At 72.6% G+C, this 2,261-nt stretch carries 1 protein-coding gene; it reads right to left on the minus strand.

Going from position 1 to position 2,261, the window contains the following annotated elements; genetic code table 11:
* The coding region (locus tag ACFXBC_RS35010; RefSeq protein WP_385034162.1) for an acyltransferase domain-containing protein at positions 1-2,261 on the minus strand (2,261 nt) is incomplete at both ends.

Raw genomic sequence — 2,261 nt, forward strand, 5'->3', positions numbered from 1 at the left:
CCCGCCGCCAAAGCGGCCACATCAGCCGCAGCCGGACCCGAACGGCTCGTCAACACCAACCGCTCGGCCCGCCCCGTCACCGCCAGATGACGCGCCACCAGACCACCCAACGTGCCCGTACCACCCGTGATCAGGGCGGTACGGGCGCTGTACGCGGCGGCCGAACGGTTCGAAGGACGTTCAACTGCCTTCGTGGAGCGGGATGGACGGCTCAGCCGGCGGCCGTATACGGCGCCGTCGCGGATCGCAGCCTCCGGCTCTCCGGTGCCCAGCGCGTCGGGCAGCAAGGCAATCTGCTCCCCGGTGGCGTTCGGCGGCAGGTCCACGAGGACCAGCCGGCCCGGGTTCTCCGACTGGGCCGAGCGCACCAGCCCGGCGAGAGCGGCAGCCGGCAGATCGGCCACCCCCTCACCGGCCGAGACAGCCCCGCCGCCCCGGGTGAGCACCACCAACCTGGCTTCGTTCAGGCGCTCTTCGGACAGCCACTGCTGCACCAGGCCGAGCGTCTCTCCGGTAGCCCGCGCCGCAGCCGTCGCCGCGTCGGCGCTGTCATCCTCGCCCCCGGCGCAGGCCAGAACCACAGCGGGCCGGCACTCCCCCGTCTCCACGGCAGCGGCAACTTCATCCGGTACGGAGAAGCAACGCACCCGCTTTCCAGCGCGGTTGAGGGCATCGGCCACACCGAAGCGATCGGTACCGAGCAGCGCCCACTCCCCGGCCGGGGACTCACCCCCGGGAATCCGGGTCCACTCCACGGTGAACAGGGCGTCCGCCAACCCGGCCCCAGAGGCGCGGAGTTGACCGCCCGCCACCGGACGCGTCATGAGCGATGCCACCGAGACCACCGGGGCGCCCAGCGCATCCGCGGCCGTCAGGGCCAGCGTGCCCCGCGCGTCACGGCGCAGCCGGGCGCGCAGTACCGACGCGCCGCTCGCATGCAGTTCGACGCCCGTCCACGCGAACGGCAACCGCACCTGGTCCGCTTCGCCCTGGGTCTCCGAACCGAGCAGAACGCCGGCCTGCAGCACAGCGTCCAGCAGCGCCGGATGGAGGCCGAAGGCAGCCGCGTCCTGCGCCACCTCATCGGGCAGCGCCACCTCGGCGAAGACCTCCGCACCGCGACGCCACGCGGCCCGCAGCCCCTGGAAGGCCGGCCCATAGCCGTACGGGCCCTCGTTCGCGGCCTCGTACAGACCCGAGACGTCCACCTTCGTGGCCCCGTGGGGCGGCCACACGGCGAAGTCCTCTTCCGCGACGGCAGCTCCCGCGGCGGGGGCGAGCAGACCGCCGGCGTGCTGCGTCCATGCCTCCGCGGGGTCTGTGCCGTCGGCCGAGTCGGGGCGGGAGAAGACCTCGACCGTCCGGCGGCCTTCGGCGTCCGCTTCGGCGAGTACGACCTGGACCTGCACCCCGCCGCCATCGGCGGGCAGCACCAGGGGCGCCTGGAGCGTCAGCTCCTCCAGCACCCCGCAGCCCACCTGGTCGCCGGCACACACCACCAACTCCACGAAACCCGTACCCGGCAGCAGTACGGCTCCACGAATGGCGTGGTCCGCCAGCCATGGATGCGTCCGCACCGACAGACGTCCCGTGCACACCAGACCGGCCCCTCCGGCCAGTTCCACCACGGCACCAAGCAGCGGATGACCCACCGCGCCCAGCCCCAGCGACACCGGGTCCCCGCCCACAGCCGCCGCCCCGGCCGCCTTCGGCCAGAAGCGCTCGTGCTGGAAGGCGTACGTCGGCAACTCGACCTGCTCACCGACGGGCAGTACCGCGCGCCAGTCGACCGGCGCCCCACCCACGAACGCCTCGGCCAGCGAAGTCAGCAGACGTGCCTCGCCGCCCTCGTCGCGGCGCAGCGTCCCGCAGACGGCGGCCGATACGACACCGGGGCCCGCCTCCTGCGCGACCTCTTCCAAGGTGTCGTTCATCGCGCCCAGCAGCACCGGATGCGGGGTCACCTCGATGAACAGCTGATGGCCACGGCCCGCCAGGGCCCGCACCGCACGGTCGAAGTACACGGTGGCACGGAGGCTGCGGAACCAGTACCCGGCGTCCAACTCCTCACCGGTCAGGGTCTCGCCGGTCATCGCGGAGACCATCGGGACACGGCCCCAACGCGGAGTGATCGCGGCAAGGGCTGTGGTGATCTCCTCCTCCAGGCGGTCCACCTGAGCGGAGTGCGAGGCGTAGTCCACCGCCACCATCCGCGCCCTGGCACCCTCAGCCTCGAACTCCGCCTTCAACTCCTCCAGAGC

The sequence above is a fragment of the Streptomyces sp. NPDC059398 genome, assembly GCF_042751845.1.
Classification (GTDB): Bacteria; Actinomycetota; Actinomycetes; order Streptomycetales; family Streptomycetaceae; genus Streptomyces.